Source organism: Pseudomonas putida (genome assembly GCF_026625125.1).
GTDB classification, from domain to species: domain Bacteria; phylum Pseudomonadota; class Gammaproteobacteria; order Pseudomonadales; family Pseudomonadaceae; genus Aquipseudomonas; species Aquipseudomonas putida_X.
On the sequence record NZ_CP113097.1, the window covers coordinates 4,061,530 to 4,077,411 of the forward strand.

4 protein-coding genes are annotated in these 15,882 nt (G+C 66.3%); 1 reads left to right on the forward strand and 3 read right to left on the reverse strand.

Annotation, left to right across the window (positions count from 1 at the left end):
• Positions 1-2 precede the first annotated feature (2 nt).
• A complete protein-coding gene (locus OSW16_RS18710; protein ID WP_267817540.1) occupies positions 3-12,950 on the reverse strand; it encodes a non-ribosomal peptide synthetase in 12,948 nt (4,315 codons plus the stop codon).
• Positions 12,951-13,255: 305 nt separating this feature from the next.
• Here OSW16_RS18710 and OSW16_RS18715 point away from each other — a divergent pair, with 305 nt between their 5' ends.
• Entirely contained in the window at positions 13,256-13,786 is a 531-nt protein-coding gene (locus OSW16_RS18715) for an RNA polymerase factor sigma-70 (RefSeq protein WP_241804486.1), read from the forward strand.
• Positions 13,787-13,881: 95 nt separating this feature from the next.
• Here OSW16_RS18715 and OSW16_RS18720 read toward each other — a convergent pair whose 3' ends face one another.
• Together OSW16_RS18720 and OSW16_RS18725 are read right to left on the reverse strand one after the other, a co-directional pair.
• Positions 13,882-14,895: a GNAT family N-acetyltransferase gene (locus OSW16_RS18720; protein ID WP_267817544.1), complete on the reverse strand. Its 1,014-nt coding sequence runs from the start codon at positions 14,893-14,895 to the stop codon at positions 13,882-13,884.
• A 63-nt stretch (positions 14,896-14,958) separates the two neighbouring features.
• Positions 14,959-15,759 (reverse strand): substrate-binding periplasmic protein, encoded by an 801-nt coding sequence (locus tag OSW16_RS18725; RefSeq protein WP_267824039.1) that lies wholly within the window; start codon positions 15,757-15,759, stop codon positions 14,959-14,961.
• Positions 15,760-15,882 lie beyond the last annotated feature (123 nt).

Here is a 15,882-nt window from a genome sequence, read left to right on the forward strand (position 1 = left end):
GGTCACAACCCCTCCAGCTCCGCCATCAAATCACTCAACCTATCCACCTTGCCTTCATCCAGCGCACTGCCCTGCAGCCCACGCACATATTCAGCCAGCTCCTCGACCGTACTGCACTCGAACATCGCCCGCAGCGGCACGTTCAACCGCAGCTGCTTCTGCACCCGCGAGGCAATCTGCGTAGCCAGAAGCGAATGCCCGCCCAGTTCGAAGAAGTTGTCGTGCATCCCTACCCGCTCGGCCTTGAGCACGTCGGCCCAGATACCGGCGAGCACCTCTTCCAGTTCGTCGCGGGGCGCCACGTAGGCCCGGCCATGCTGGCCGCCGATGTCGATGGCCGGCAATGCCTTGCGGTCGAGCTTGCCGTTGGCGTTGTGCGGCAGGCTATCGAACCAGCCCCAGTGCAGCGGCACCATGTATTCCGGCAAGTCGGCGCGTAGGCGTTGCTTGACCTGCTCCAGCAGCGTGGCATCGGCGCTGACGCCCTGATGCGCCACCAGGTATCCGACCAGGTGCTTGCCGTTGACACCGTCCTGCACACCCACGGCGGCGTCGCGGATTTCGGCCTGCTCGTGCAGGCGGGCTTCGATTTCACCCAGTTCGATCCGGTAACCGCGGATCTTCACCTGGTGGTCGATGCGTCCGACGTATTCGAGCACGCCATCGGGGCGCTGCCGCGCCAGGTCACCCGTGCGGTACAGGCGCTCGCCCGGCGCACCGTGCGGGTGCGGGATGAAGGCCAGGGCGGTGCGCACCGGGTCGCCGACATAGCCACGGCCCACGCCGGTACCGGCAACGCACAGCTCGCCCACCGCGCCCAACGGCACCAGCGTTTGATCCTCGCCGTACAGGTACAGGCGGTTGTTGTCGGTTGGCGTACCGATCGGCAGGTAGCTGCCGCGCGTCGAGGCCAGGTCGACGCGGAAGAACGCTACGTCATCGGAGCACTCGGCCGGGCCGTAGGCATTGACCAGGCCGATGCGCGGATAGCGCTGCAGCCATTGCGCGGCCAGCTCAGGCGGCATGGCTTCGCCGGTCGGCAACATCCAGCGCAGGCCGTCCAGCGCCTGGTGATCGTTGGCCAGCATGCCCTGGATCAGCGAGGGTACGCTTTCCAGCACGGTAATGCCGGTGGCCTGCACATGGGCCAGCAGGCCTTGCGGGTCGTGGGCGATGGCGTTTGGCACGATCTCGACCCTGGCACCGAACAATGGCGCGGCAAGGAATTGCCAGACCGAGATATCGAAGCTTTGCGAGGCGGTCTGGGCAATCACGTCATGCTCGTTCAGCGCCAGGTAAGGGACCTTGCTCAGCTGGTTGTTGAGCATGCCGCGCTGCTCGACCATCACGCCTTTGGGCAGGCCTGTGGAGCCTGAGGTGTAGATCACATAAGCCAGGTTGTCCGGCCCGCTGTGAATCCCTGGGTCATGGCTGGCGACGCTGCTCGCCTGTACCTCTTCCCACACCAGCAGGCGTGGCCGTGCCCCACCCGCCAGTTCGTCCAGCAACAGGCGCGCCTGCTCGGCACAGGCCGCGCTGCACACCAGCACCGGCGTGCGGCTAAGCTCGACGATGCGCTGCAGGCGCGCCGACGGCAGGCCGGGGTCCAGCGGCAGGTAACCGGCACCGGCCTTGAAGCTGCCGATGATCATGCCCAGCAGTGGCAGGCCCCGCTCGGCAAGCAGTGCGATCGGCTGATCGATGCCTGCGCCCGCAGCGACCAGCGCATGGCCCAGGCGGTTGGCTGCCAGGTTCAGGCCGGCGTAGTCGTAGCTCGCCTCGAGGCAGCGGGCCACCGTGCGCTCGGGGTGCGCGGCGACCTGTGCCTCGAACTGCGCGACGTAGCTCTGCTCCAGGGCGTAGGCATGTTCGGTACGGTTGCAGTCATCGAGCAGGAAGCGCTGTTCTTCTTCACCCAGCAGCGGCAGTTCGCTGACCTCGCCCTCGAAACCCTGCACCAACGCCAGCAACAGGCGCTTGAACTCGGCCAGCAGACGTTCGACGGTCGAATGCTCGAAGTAGCGCTGGTCGAACGACAGGTGCAGGCCAAGGTCATCGCCCGGGTAGCACACCGCCGTCAACGGGAAGTTGGTGTGAGTACGGCCCGAGTCGGAGCTGGCGTTGAGGTGCTGGGCGTGGTCGAGCACCGCGGTTTCCACCGGGGCGTTCTCGAACACGAACAGGCTGTTGAACAGGGGCTGACCTTTGGGCAGTTCGCTGCATTCCTGAATCGTCACCAAAGGCAGGTATTCGTATTCGCGCAGCTCCATGTTGCGCTCCAGCAGGCCTTTCAGCCACTGGCGCACGCTGCAACGCTGGCCCGGTTCGGGCAATTGCACACGCAGGGCGATACTGTTGATGAACAGGCCAACGGTGCGCTGCATCTGCGGCATGCTCACCGGCCGCCCGGCCACGGTCACGCCAAAGGCGACGTCGCGCTCGCCGCTGTAGCGGGCAAGCACCAGGGCCCAGGCCGCCTGGGCGAAGGTGTTGATGGTCAGTTGGTGAGCCTGGGCCAGTTCGCGCAGGCGCACGCCGTCACTCACCGCCAGGCGGGTGTAGCAGTCACCGACCACCATGCCGTCACCGGCATGGTCATTACGCAGCGGGCGGTCGCTTGGGATCGCCGTGGCGCGCTCGAAGCCGGCCAGGTTGGCCTGCCACCAGCCTCGTGCTTCGTCCAGGTCCTGGCGTTGCAGCCAGCCGATGTAGTCGCGGTAGCGTGGCGGCACCGGCAGCTGGGCCTGGCGGCCTTCGCCAAGGGCCTGGTAAAGCTCGAAGAAATCGTTCATCAACAGCGAGCGGCACCAGGCATCGATGAGGATGTGGTGGTTGCTCATCATGAACCAGTAACGCTCATCGTCCACCCGCACCAGGCGCAAGTGGAACGGCGCCTGGCGCAGCAGCTCGAAGCCAGCCTCGCGTTCCTGCTTGTGCAGTGCTTGCAGCCGCTGTTCCTGGGCCGCCTCGTCGAGGCCGCGCCAGTCCTGATAGTCGACAGGCGTGTTACCCGGTTTGTGAATGATCTGCAGCATCGCTTCGCCGGCATTCCAGCTGAACGATGCTCGCAGTGCCTCGTGGCGCGCCACCACCGCCTGCCAGGCCTGGGCGAAACGCTGCGGGTCGAGGGCGCTATTGATGCGATAACGGTCCTGCATGTAGTAGATGCCGGTACCCGGCTCCAGCAGGGTATGCAGCAGCAGGCCCTCCTGCATTGGGGTCAGCGGGTAGACGTCTTCAATTTCGCCAGCCGGAACCGGCAGCGCGTCGATCTGTTCCTGGGTCAGGTGCGCCAGCGGGAAGTCCGAGGGCGTGAAGCTGCCCGTACCCTCGGCCAGGCAGTGGCCAACCAGTGCCAGCAGTTCGTGGCGATAGGCATCGGCCAGACGCGCAATGGTCTGCTGGTCGAAACGCTCGCGACTATAAGTCCAGCGCAACTGCAAGGCACCGCCATAGACCTGGCCGTCGACGCTCAGCCAGTTCGGCAGCGGCGCGTCGAGGTCGTGGGCCAGGCCGGCAGGGGCATCCAGCGGCTGGAACAGCGCCGCACTGTCGAACTGCTGGTCGAACTGGCCGAGGTAATTGAAGGTGATGCGAGCTTGCGGCAGCGCGGCCATGCGTTCGCGCCCGGCGTCATCAGCCAGGTAACGCAGCACGCCGAAGCCCTGGCCTTTGTGCGGCACCTCGCGCAGCTGTTCCTTGATGCGTTTGATCGAGGTGGCGCGTGCGCGGTCGTCGTCACCCGCCTGAGGGTTCAGGCGCAGCGGGTAGGCACTGGTGAACCAGCCCACGCTGCGGGTCAGGTCCATGTCTTCGAACAGCCCGTCACGGCCATGGCCTTCGAGCTGCACCAGCACCTCGTCGTCACCGGTCCAGTGGCACAGGGTGCGCGCCAGGGCAGTCAGCAGCAGGTCGTTGACCTGGGTGTGGTACGCCGCGGGGGCCTGCTGCAACAACTGACGGGTCTGCTCCACATCCAGGGCGATGGCCAGGGTATCGGCATGCCGGTGCAGGTTGCCGCCCTGCGGGTGATCACATGGCAGCTCATGGCGCACATGCCCCAGTTGGTCCTGCCACCAGCCGAGCTCGTCGCGCAGCGAATCGCTGCCGGCGTAGCTTGCCAGGCGCGCGGCCCAGTCGGCCATGGCGTGGGTCTTGGCCGCCAGCGGCTGACCACGGTACAGCGCCTGCAGGTCTTCGAGCAGCACGCGCCACGACACCCCATCGACCACCAGGTGATGGACCGCCAGCAACAGTCGCTGGGCGCCCTGCCCGTCACTGACCAGCAAGGCCCGCAGCAATGGCCCGTGTTCCAGGTCCAGGCTGCGTTGTACGTCGGTGTAAAGCGCCTGGCAGTCGTTGAAATCGGCCACCGTGGCAGTCCATAGCAACTGCTCGCCAGGCGATACGGCGTATTCGCCCTGCCAGCGGCCATCGGCCTGGGTGAAGCGCAGGCGCAAGCTGTCGTGGTGCGCCAGCAATGCAGCCAGGGCCCGCTCCAGCAGGGCACTGTCCAACGGCACCCGCGCCTGGAGCAACACCGCCTGGTTCCAGTGGTGCGGTTGGGCCACCTCACTGTCGAAGAACCACTGCTGGATCGGCGTCAGGCCGCTGTGACCCTGGCGTTGGCCCTGTTCGATGATGTTCGCTATCTCGCTGCGGCCAACCACGGCGGCCAGGGTCTGGATGGTCTGGTGCTGGAACAGGTCGCGGGGGGTGAACTCCAGGCCCAGCTGACGCGCCCGGCTGACCACTTGAATGGACAGAATCGAGTCGCCGCCGAGCTCGAAGAAGTTGTCCTGCACACCCACGCGGGAGACGTTGAGCACTTCGCGCCAGATCTGCGCCAGTTGTTCCTCCAGCTCGTTGGCCGGCGCCTGATAGTGCTGGCGCGCCTGCTCCAGGTCGGGCATCGGCAGGGCGCGGCGGTCGAGCTTGCCGTTGCCCATCAACGGCAGGCTGGCGAGCAGCACCAGGTGCGCCGGTACCATGTAATCCGGCAGATGCTGGCGGGCGTCGGCCTTGACCGCTTCGCGCAGCTGGGCCTGGGCCTCGCTGTCGGCACTGGCCTGCTTGCACACCAGGTAGCCCACCAGTTGCTTGCCACCGGGCAGGTCGAGCGCGAGGACCACAGCCTCGTCGACATCGGCATGCGCCTGCAAGCGGCTTTCGATTTCGCCGAGCTCGATGCGGAAGCCGCGAATTTTCACCTGCTGGTCGGCACGGCCGATGTACTCCACCAGACCGTCGGCGCGCAGGCGAACCAGGTCACCCGTGCGGTACAGGCGCCCACCGTCAGGGCTGAACGGGTCGGCGACGAAGCGCTCGGCACTGAGGCCCGGACGATCGTGGTAACCCTGGGCCAGGCCGGCACCACCGACGTACAGCTCACCGATGCCGCCCTGTGGCAGCAGTGCCAGTTCCTCGTCGAGGATGTAGGCGCTGCGGGCGCCGATCACCCGGCCGATGGGCACGCTGCCAGCGTCGGCGGGCAGTGTGTCGGGGGCCACGCAGGCCAGCGGCATGACCACGGTTTCGGTCGGGCCATAGGCGTTGATGAACTGCTGCGGGGCGAAGGCCTGGCGGATGCGCGCCAGGTGCTCGCCGGTCAGCGCTTCGCCGCCGGTGATCACCAGGCGCACCGGCAGTGGCTCGCCCTGCGAGGCGAGGTATTGGGCCAGCTGGCTGCCGTAGCTTGGGGTGAAGCCAAGGACACTGACCTGCTGCTCACGCACCAGCTGGCAGATCTCTTCGGCGCCCCATTGGCCCTGGGCACGCAGCACCACGCGCGCGCCGCACAGCAATGGCACCAAGAGGCGTTCGCTGGCCGCGTCGAAGTTGATCGAGTAGAAGTGCAGCTCGCAGTCGTCGCTGCGCATGCCGAACGCGCTGATCACCGCCTGGCAATGCATGGCGATTTCACCGTGGCTGACCACCACGCCCTTGGGCTTGCCGGTGGAGCCGGAGGTGTAGATCAGGTAGGCCGGGTGTTGCGGCAGGTTGAGGTTGTCCAGCGGCGCATCGCTGTGGGCGCACAGGCTTGCGGCATCGTCCTCCAGGCTCCAGCTGGCCACCCCGCCTGGCAACTCGCCCAGGCTTTGGAGCAACGCGCGCTGGCTCAGCAGCAGGCCGATGCGGCTGTCCTCGATCATGTAGCGCAGGCGGTCGAGCGGGTATTCCGGATCGAGCGGCACATAGGCGCCGCCGGCCTTGAGGATGGCCAACAGGCCGACGACCATTTCCAGCGAACGCTCCAGGGCCAGGCCCACGCGCACCTGCGGGCCGACGCCACGCTCGCGCAGGGCACGGGCCAGGCGGTTGGCCTGCTGGTCGAGTTCGGCATAGCTCAGGTGCTGGCCGGCAAAGGTCAGCGCGCCGGCCTGCGGGGTGCGTGCGGCCTGGGCGGCGAACAGGCCGTGCAGGGTCTGGTCGAGGGCATAGTGATGTTCGCCTTGCAGCTGCCCGATCATCACCTGCTGCTCGGCGTCGGCCAGCATTGGCAGTTCGCAAAGGCGCTGCTCGGGGTCGTCGAGCAGGCCAGTCAGCAGTTGCTGCCAGTGCTCGGCCATGCGCGCGATGCGCGGCTCGTCGAACAGGTCGCGGCTGTAGGTCAGGCAGCAACCCAGGCGGCCGTCGAGGTCGGTGACTTCCAGATACAGGTCGAACTTGGTGGCGCTGGCGTCGTTGACCAGATAATCCACCTGCATGCCGGCCAGCTCGCGGCTTTGCTGGAAGGCCCAGCGCTGCACGTTGCACATCACCTGGAACAGCGGGTTGTAGGCACTGCTGCGCGGTGGCTGCAGGGCTTCGACCAACTGGTCGAATGGCAGGTCCTGGTGCGACTGGCCTTCGATGGCGGCCTGGCGCACCTGGTCGAGCAAGGCGGCTACGGTCATCTGCCCGTCCACCTCGCAGCGCAGCACTTGGGTGTTGAGGAAGGCGCCGATCAGCCCTTCGCTTTCGGGGCGGATGCGGTTGGCCACGGGCGCGCCGATGCGCAGGTCACGCTGGCCGCTGTAGCGGTGGAGCAAGGCGGCCAGGGTGGCGGTCATGGTCATGAACAGGGTCAAGCCGCGCTGGCTGTTGAAGGCATGCACGCGGGCCACCAGGGCCGGGTCCAGATCGAAGCGGTACAGCTCGCCACGGTGGCTTTGCACAGCCGGGCGTGGCCGGTCTGCCGGCAGGGCCAGCACCGGGTGCTCATCGCCCAGGCGCGCTTTCCAGTAGGCCAGTTGACGCGCCCCTTCGCCGCTTTCCAGCCACTGCCGCTGCCACACGCTGTAGTCCAGGTACTGCACTGGCAACGGCGTCAGCGGCGACTCGCGCTCATCGACGAACGCTTCGTACAGCTCGCCCAGTTCGCGGGCGAAGATGTCCATGGCCCAACCTTCGGTGACGATGTGGTGCAGCGTGAGCACGAAATAGTGCTCGCGCTCCGCGGCCTTGACCAGGCAGGTGCGCAGCAGTGGGCCACGCTCCAGGTCGAACGGCTGGTGCGCCTGGGCCTCGGCCAATTGCTGCAGGCGCTGCTCGCTCAGGGCTGCTGGCAAATTGCTGAAATCCTGCCAGTCCAGGTGCACGGCGCTGTCAGCGGCCACGCACTGGTACGGCACACCGTCGATGGCGGGGAACGTGGTGCGTAGGGTTTCGTGGCGCACGATCAACGCCTGCAGCGCACGCTCGAAGGCATCCACATGCAACGTGCCGCGCAGGCGCGCCATGCCGCCGACGTTGTAGGCCGGGCTGTCCGGCTCCATTTGCCAGAGGAACCACATGCGCTGTTGCGAGTACGACAGCGGCACGGCCTGGCGGCGGTCGACGCGGGGGATCTCGCCTTGCAGGTTGCGTTCACCGGCATCGCGGATACGGGCGATCTCGGCGCAGAAGGTGCCCAGTTCGCTGGCCTCGAACAACACTTTCAGCGGCAGCTCGACGTCGCACGCCTGGCGGGTGCGCGAGACGATCTGGGTGGCCAGCAACGAGTGGCCACCGAGGGCGAAGAAGTCGTCATGCAGGCCGATGCGCGGCAGGTTGAGCACTTCACGCCAGATCGCCGCGACCTTCTGTTCGAGCGCCGTTTGCGGTTCGACATGTTCACGCTGCTGCCAGGCCGGTGCCGGCAGGGCCTTGCGGTCGACTTTGCCGCTGGGGCCCAGCGGCATGTGTTCAAGCGCGATCAACTGCGCCGGCACCATGTAGGCCGGCAGGCGCTCGGCCAGGTTGGCCAGCAGCGTTTCAGCCTGAGCCGAGCCGCTGTAGTAGCCGACCAGTTGCGCCCCGACAGCGTCCTGGTGAATCAGCACCAGCGCCTGTTCGACACCCGGCTGGCTGAGCAGGCAGGCCTGAACTTCTTCCGGTTCGACGCGAAAGCCCCGCACCTTCACTTGCTGATCCAGACGGCCGAGGTACTCCAGGGCTTGTGCCTGCCAGCGGGCACGGTCGCCACTGCGGTACAGGCGCTCGCCGTTGCCATCGGCCTGGGGCACGAAGCGCTCGGCGGTCAGGCCTGGGCGGCCCAGGTAGCCGCGGGCCAGGCCCGCGCCACCGAGGTACAACTCACCCGGTACGCCTGGCGCAGCCAACTGCAGGTCGGCATCCAGCACGCGGCAGATCACGTTGCCCAGCGGGCGACCGATGGGCGAACGCTGGCCGTCCTCGGCCTGGCAGTGCCAGTGGGTGACGTTGATGGCGGTTTCGGTCGGGCCGTAGCGGTTGTGCAGCTGCACCTGCGGCAGCAGTTGCAGCACGCGGTCACGCAGGTTGGCCGGCAGCGCTTCGCCACCAGAGTACAACCGGCGCAGGCTGGTGCAGCCTGCGGCCAGCGGCTCTTGCACGAACACCTGCAACAGCGGCGGCACAAAGTGCAGCGTGGTGACCTGATGCGCCTGCACCAGTGCGGCGATACGTTGCGGGTCGCGGTGTTCACCGGGGCCTGCGAGCACCAGTTTGCAGCCGGTGATCAGCGGCCAGAAGCATTCCCACACCGACACATCGAAGCTGATCGGCGCCTTCTGCATCAGCACGTCGCTGTCATCCAGCGCGTAGGTGGCCTGCATCCACTGCAGGCGCTCGGCCAGGGCCGCGTGGGTATTGCCCACGCCTTTGGGCTGGCCAGTGGAGCCGGAGGTGTAAATCACGTAGGCGAGGTTGTCGCCGTGCAGGTGCAGGCCCGGCGCTTGGCTGGGCCAGCTGTCCAGGTGCAGCTGGTCGAGGGCGATGGCGCTGACGCCGTCGACCTGCGGCAAGCTGGCGAGCATGGCGCTGTTGCTCAACAACAGGCTGGCCTGGCAATCGCGCAGCATGTAAGCCAGGCGCTCGGCGGGGTAGTCGACGTCCAGCGGCACATAGGCGCCACCCGCCTTGAGGATGGCCAGCAGGCCAACCAGCAGTTGCGGCGAGCGCTCGACGGCGATGGCCACGCAGGTGTCGGGGCCAACGCCCTTGTCGCGCAGGTAATGGGCCAGGCGGTTGGCCTGCTGATGCAGTTCGGCATAGTCAAGGCTGCCGCCTTGCCAGGCCAGCGCAGTGCGCTCGGGGGTCAGGCGCGCTTGTTCGTTGAGCTGCTCGACCACCAGACGCTGCGGTACCGGCGCCGGAGCCTGGCCCCAGGCCAACAGTTGCTGACGGCCTTGCTCGTCCAGCAAGTCGACGTCGCCCACGGCCAGCTGCGGCTGTGCGCACACCTGTTCGAGCAGCGCCAGCAGGTGCTGGGACAGGCGCTTCACAGTGCCCTCGGCAAACAGTTCGGCGGCATAGTCGAAGGCCAGGCTCAGGCGGCCCTGGTGGTCTTCCTCGCTGTGCAGCTGCAGGTCGAACTTGGCTTCGCGGCTGTGCCATGGCAACTCTTCTGCCAGCAGGCCCGGCAGGCGGCGCAAGGCCGAGAGGTCGCGCTGCTGGTGGTTGAACATCACCTGGAACAGGCCTTGTTCACGGGCCTCGGGCAGCGCTTCGAGCAGTTGCTCGAACGGCAGGTCCTGGTGGGCCTGGGCATCGAGGGTGGCTTGGCGCACCTGGGCCAGCAGTGCGCTGAATGGCAGGCGGCCATCGAGTTGCGCACGCAGTACCTGGGTGTTGATGAAGAAGCCGACCATGCCCTGGGTTTCCTGGCGAGGGCGGTTGGCGTTCGGCACGCCGACGCGGATTTCCGCCTGGCCGGTGTAGCGGTGCAGCAGGCCTTGCCAGGCGGCCAGCAAGACCATGAACAGGCTGGCTTGCTGTTCGCGGGCCAGGCCTTTGAGGGCGTCGCTGAGCGCAGCCGGGACCTTGAGGCTCAGGCGTGCGGCGCGGCGAGTCTGCTGGGTGGAACGCGGCTGGTCGGGGTGCAGGTCGAGTACCGGCAGCCTACCGCCCAGGTGTGCCTTCCAGTAGTCCAGTTGACGGGCGCTTTCGCCGTCGGCCAGCCATTGGCGCTGCCAGCTGCCGTAGTCGGCGTACCCCAGCGGCAGCGGCGCCAGCGCGGCTTCCAGGCCCTGGCAGCGGGCCGCATACAGTTTGGCGAACTCGTCGAGCAGGATATTCAGCGACCAGCCATCGGCGACGATGTGGTGCAAGGTCACCCACAGTTGATGATCTTCATCGCCCAGCTGCGCCAGGGTCACACGCAGCAGTGGCCCTTGGGTCAGATCGAACGGTTGCTGGGCTTCGGCTTCGCGGCGCTCGGCCACTTCGCTGGCCGTCAGCCCTTGCAGGTCCAGGCGCTGCAGATTGAAAGGCTGCTCGGGCAGGATGTGCTGCAGGGCCTGGCCATCTGCTTCGCTGAACACGGTGCGCAGTGCTTCGTGGCGCTGCACCAGCGCCTGGAACGCGCCTTCCAGCGCGGCCTGGTGCAGCTCGCCGCGCAGGTGCAGGCCGGCGGGAATGTTGTAGGCCGCCGAGTGCGGCTCCAGTTGCCACAGCAACCACAGGCGGTTTTGCGCCAGCGACTGCGCCAGCGCCTGGCCACGGTCGAGGGCCGCGACAGCTGCCGCGCCACCACCGCCCTGGGCGATGATCGCCGCCACAGCGGCGCTGTAGTCGGCCAGGGTCGGCGCTTCGAACAAGGTGCGCAGGTTCAGCGAGATACCCAGCTCATCGGCCAGGCGCGCGGTGACCTGGGTGGCGGCAATGGAGTTACCGCCCAGCAGCAGGAAATGGTCGTCGGCGGCGACCGCTTCGGCGTCGAGAATCTCGCGCCAGACGCCGGCGATGCGGGCCTGCAGGCCATCACCGGCTGCAGCGGTCTCGGCCGCTTCGGTAGCGCTCGGGAAACGCGCGTAGCAATCGAGGCTGCCGTCATTCATGCGCAGGCGGCACGCCGAACGTTGCAGCTTGCCGCTGGAGGTCTTCGGCAGCGCGCCCGGGTTGAGCAACAGAACCACCGCCGGCGCCTGGCGGCAGGCATCGGCGATGACCTGGCGCAAGGTCTTGATCAACGCCTCGGGCTTGACCGCCTTCTGCACGTTGCGGCTGACTTCCACCGCCACGCCGATGCCCTCCTCGCCCTGATCGTCGACGGCGAACACCGCGACGCGGCCCTTGCGCAGCAGCTCGACTTCGCGCTCCAGGGTTTTTTCCAGATCCTGCGGGTACAGGTTCTGGCCGCGCACGATGAGCATGTCCTTCAGGCGCCCAGTGACGAACACTTCGCCGTCGCGCATGAAGCCCAGGTCGCCAGTACGCAACCAGGTCTGGCCGTCCATGGCGACGAAGGTGCGGGCGCTGGCCTCGGGATTGCGCCAGTAGCCCAGGGCGATGCTTGGGCCACCGGCCCAGATCTCGCCCACCCGGTTGTCCTCCAGCACTTGCAGGCGCTGCGGCTCGACGATACGCACCGCATGGCCGGGTTGCGGGTAGCCGCAGCTCATCAGCACGCTGCCCTTGCCGGGTTCGGCGCGGTTGGCGGCGAACGCTTCAGCGTCGAGTTCCAGCGCACCGATGCCCTGGCCACGGCGGCTGCCGCTGACGAACAGGGTGGCTTCGGCCAGGCCATAGCTGGCGAAGAAGTTGCTGGGCGTGAAACCACAGGGGGCGAATTTTTCGGCGAAGGTCTCCAGGCTGTCCTGGCGGATGGGCTCGGAGCCGGAATAGGCCACACGCCAGCGGCTCAGGTCCAGGCCGGCCAGGGCCGCCTCACTGACCCGTTCGCTGCACAGGCGGTAGGCAAAGTCCGGGCCGCCGCTGATGGTCCCGCCGTATTCGCTGATCGCCTGCAACCAACGTTGCGGCCGTGCGAGGAAATAACCTGGCGACATCAGCACGCAGGGCACGCCGCTGAAAATCGGCTGCAGCAGCCCGCCGATCAGGCCCATGTCGTGGTACAGCGGCAGCCAGCTGACGATCACATCGTCGGGGTTGAGGTCGATGCCGAAGCCGTGGCGGATCAATTGCTCGTTGGCCACCAGGTTGCCGTGGCTGACCTGCACGCCCTTGGGCAGCGCGGTGGAACCGGAGGTGTACTGGAGAAAGGCGATGTCGTCGCCAGCCAGCGCAGGTTCGCGCCAGGCACTCGCCAACGTCGGGTCCAGGCCATCCACCGCCAGCAGTTCGGGGGCGTTGTCGGCGGCCAGGGCTGGCAGGCCCTGCAAACCGTCATGCAGCGCTGCCACAGTCAGCAGCAGGCGCGGCTCGGCATCGTCGATGATCGACAGCAGGCGCTCCTGGTGATGCTGGCGCGAAGACTCCGGCGGATAGGCCGGCACGGCAATCACGCCGGCATACAGGCAGCCAAAGAACGCCGCCACGTAATCGGGGCCGCTGGGGAACAGCAACACGGCACGGTCACCGAACGCGGCGCGGCTCTGCAAGGCGGCGGCGATGGTGCGCGCGCGCAGGTCCAGGTCGCGATAGCTGAGCACGGCCTGCTCGCCTGGAGCATCGGCCAAGAAGCGCAAGGCGATGCGGTCCGGGGTCTGTGCGGCGCGTTGCGCCAGGGCCTGGACCAGCGAGAGCGGGAGTTCGAAGGCGTCCGTCATGGGGTGTTCCTGCCAGTGTCTGGGTAAGTCGGGCCGGTTGCCCGCGCAAGGTCGGCGGGCAGCGTTCGGCGGCCGGATGTACAGAGGGGAACGGACGGGCGAGGGAAGAAATTACCGGGATGAGGCGGCTTTGTACGCAGCGAAAGGTGAACCGCGTCACGCTCGCCGGCTTAGAACTGAAACTAATAGATACTCATTAACTTTCGTATTTGACAATCATTATCATTCTGCATAGTTTGTCGCACGTCGTAGGAAGCTTCCCTGTGCGGGGTGCTCCTATTCCTTTCTGTGACAAGGTGATTTCCATGGCGGAACAACTATCCACAAGTAAGTGCGATTCACCATTACTCCAGGCATTCGTCGCCAATCGCAGCATCCTGGTCAAGATCGCAGCGCGCATCACCGGCTGCCGCTCACGCGCCGAAGACGTGGTGCAGGACGCGTTCTTCCGGCTCGGCGCCGCCCCGCAGATCACCTCGTCGTTTAAGGCGCAGCTGAGCTACCTGTTCCAGATCGTGCGCAACCTGGCCATCGATCATTACCGCAAACAGGCGATGGAGCTGAAGTATTCGGGCAGCGAGGAGGAAGGCTTGAACGTGGTCATCCAGAACGCGTCGCCCGAAGCGACGCACATCAACCTGGCGGCCCTCGAGCACATTGCCGAGGCGCTGAACGAGCTGCCCCAGCGCACCCGTTACGCTTTCGAGATGTACCGTTTGCACGGTGTGCCGCAAAAAGACATCGCCAAGGAGCTGGGCGTGTCGCCGACGCTGGTCAACTTCATGATCCGTGATGCGCTGGTGCACTGCCGCAAGACCGCCAGCCGCCAGGCCTGACCCAGCGGCAAGCTGCAAGCTGCAAGCTGCAAGACGGATCAGCGCCGACCCGCTTTTCTCTTGCAGCTTGAAGCTTGCAGCTTGCCGCTCCAGGCCTAGGCCAGGCTGCAGCGGTCGAAGAACCGCTCCCGACCCAGGATCATCAACGCTGCACGTTTGTGCGGGAAGTCGAACTCCTTGTCGCAGTGGAAGCACTGGTCCTGCATGTAGCCGATCATCTTGCCGTTGTCGGCACGGGGCTCGGCCACCACCCGCTGAGTGCGGGGGTCATCCAGAAATAGGTAGTGCACCAGCGCCGACAGCCAACTGGCGACCTTGTGCCGCCCCCGATGCGCCTGCTCACCCACCAGCATATGGATGCCACGGTCGTAGTCGTCGGCCTGGTAGAACGGCGCGATGCGGTCTTCCTTGGCCCAATAAGCCTCGAAGTAGGCAAATGGCTGATCGTCGAAGCAGCCGATCAAGGTCACGGTGCGCGGGTCGGCTTGCAGCTTGGCCAGGTACTCCCGATGCTGCTCCAGCGACCCGCCCTCCTGCCAGAACTGCTCCACACGCGGATCGTTCTGCCAACGATTGAAGCGCTCCAGGTCCTGGTCGATCTCCAGGGTACGCAGCGACACCCAGCTGCCCAGGCGCGCATCGAAGCGCCGATACACCTCGCCACGGGGCTTGGGTGCCCGGCGCGGGTGGCGCTTGCCATCGCTGAGCTGCATCTGTTGCGGGTATGCGCCCTTGACCGGCTGCGCCAGCCAGGGCTGTGGCAACTGCCAGAACATGGAGCGCTCGCACAGGTACACGCCTGGCTGTTGCGTGCTGAGCAACAGGCCACTGGCGAGGGCCTCAGGGACAGCCTGCGGCAGGTGCCAGGCAAGGCGCTGGCAGGCTGGGTCACGCGACAACAACCAATAACAGGCGGCCCACAGGGCCTGCTCCGGGCGCTCGGGGCACAGGCGTTCAACATGCACCGCCAGGGTAGCGGCTGGCGCCAGGCGCACCTGGATCAGCGGGCGGCCCTCCAGGGTCAGGCTCAGGCACAGATCGCCCTCTTCAGCGCTGAGGCTACGCCAGCGGGGCTGTGACAAGGGCTGCGAAGCGGCATCGAAAGGCATGGTCAGGGCTCACAGAAATGAATTGAAGGCTCGCTTCTGAAAACGTCATTGCAATCGGGGAATTTAGTCGTGGGGGGCTTGGACGGTGATCTGGTAAGGCTGGAAGATGCGGGTCAGTTCGCCGGTATCACGCAGGCGGCGCAGCAAAGCGGCCAACTGCGCGTCGCTGATCGGCGCGCCAGGGCGCAGCAGCGCATAGTGATGGTAGACCTGATCGATGCGCGTGGAGGCGATCAGCTGGCCCTGGCTGGCCGGGTTGCGCGCCAAGAAATCACTGAGGTACGAGCGCGTCACCAGCGCGATGTCGGCGCGGCCAGCCTGCACCATCAGCAGGTTGCTGTCGTGCGAATAGGTCAGCGTGGCGTTGTAGGCCTTGCGCAGGTAGTTGGGGTCCGGGTTGAAACGGGCGAATGCATAGTGGTAACCGTTGAACAGCGCCAGGCGCTTGCCGGCAAGGTCATCGAAATAGCGTTGGTCACGGCCATCGACCTGCTTGGCCACGAACACCTCGGCATCTTCCAGGCCCATGTCCACCGCCTGATGGGGTATTCGTTGCCAGCCCCACTGCGGGTTCTCGAAGATGGCCATGTCGGTGCGGCCTTGCTGGAAATCGCCAAAGCGCCGCTGGATCGATGTGGGCACCAGCACGAAGCGATAGTCTTGCTGCAGGCGGTTCAACGCTTCGACCAGTTGCGGCAGCAACCCGGTGTCCGCGCCTTGCTCGGGGCGCACCGTATAAGGCGGAAAATGCGCGGCACCGATCTTCACCTTGATGGCGTCAGCTGCCCAGACCGGTGCCGCCAGCCATACAGCGGCCAGCATCAACAGGGTGGTCAAAGCCTTCAGGCCGGGCGCTGGAGTCAAGACGGACACTCATAACGGTTCATACCTGGATGCGCCTAAGCTAGGCGTTTTCCTGGCAAGGCACAACTGCTGGTTATGCCAAAGTGAGGGCATTTTGCCAGGGGATGCCGTGACGCCGGACAT

Bases quoted from the DNA above. Each gene is read 5' to 3' on its own strand.
- OSW16_RS18710 (WP_267817540.1), bottom strand. From the start codon at position 12,950: ATGACGGACGCCTTCGAACTCCCGCTCTCGCTGGTCCAGGCCCTGGCG.
- OSW16_RS18715 (WP_241804486.1), top strand. From the start codon at position 13,256: ATGGCGGAACAACTATCCACAAGTAAGTGCGATTCACCATTACTCCAG.
- OSW16_RS18720 (WP_267817544.1), bottom strand. From the start codon at position 14,895: ATGCCTTTCGATGCCGCTTCGCAGCCCTTGTCACAGCCCCGCTGGCGT.